At 52.5% G+C, this 539-nt stretch carries 1 pseudogene; it reads left to right on the forward strand.

Annotation, left to right across the window (positions count from 1 at the left end):
* Positions 1–85: 85 nt before the first annotated feature.
* A pseudogene (locus tag DVK06_RS17130) lies at positions 86–425 on the forward strand (transposase); the annotation flags it as partial.
* Positions 426–539: the final 114 nt, after the last annotated feature.

Here is a 539-nt window from a genome sequence, read left to right on the forward strand (position 1 = left end):
GTAGATCGCGAAAGCCATCGTCCATAGTCTCACCCAATCATCACTAAGAGAATAAGTGTTTCCATGGCCGGTATCCGCGTTACCCCTGTACTTCCCCTCGACGAAAGGAGACGGAACAGCAGTGTTTGCAACGAACCTCAGGATTGGGCCAGCCGAGGCCGAGGCGTACTGTCAGCGATACAGCCGCCGATGGCAAATCGAAAACGCGTACAAGTCGATCAAGTACGACTTCTTAGCGAAAACCTCCTCGAAAGACTACCGCGTCAGGCTCTTCTACTTCGTGTTCGCAGCGTTACTGCACAATATCTGGCGGCTTACCGACTTTCTCCTGAAAGCAGGAGTAGCGGCGATATGGACTATGCGCCTGTCCTGACAGCTGGTGAATGGTTGAATGGGTTTCTTCTGCACTGATCCCAGCAGACTAAGCAGCTCCCAATTCGGTTCGCCCTTCGTGAGTGGAAACACTATCTCGAGGCAGGAGTTTCGGACGGAAATCCGACATTTGCAGAGTTCGATTCGATAATCGACCGAAGAGGTCG

The sequence above is a fragment of the Halorubrum sp. Atlit-28R genome (assembly GCF_003665955.1).
GTDB classification, from domain to species: domain Archaea; phylum Halobacteriota; class Halobacteria; order Halobacteriales; family Haloferacaceae; genus Halorubrum; species Halorubrum tropicale.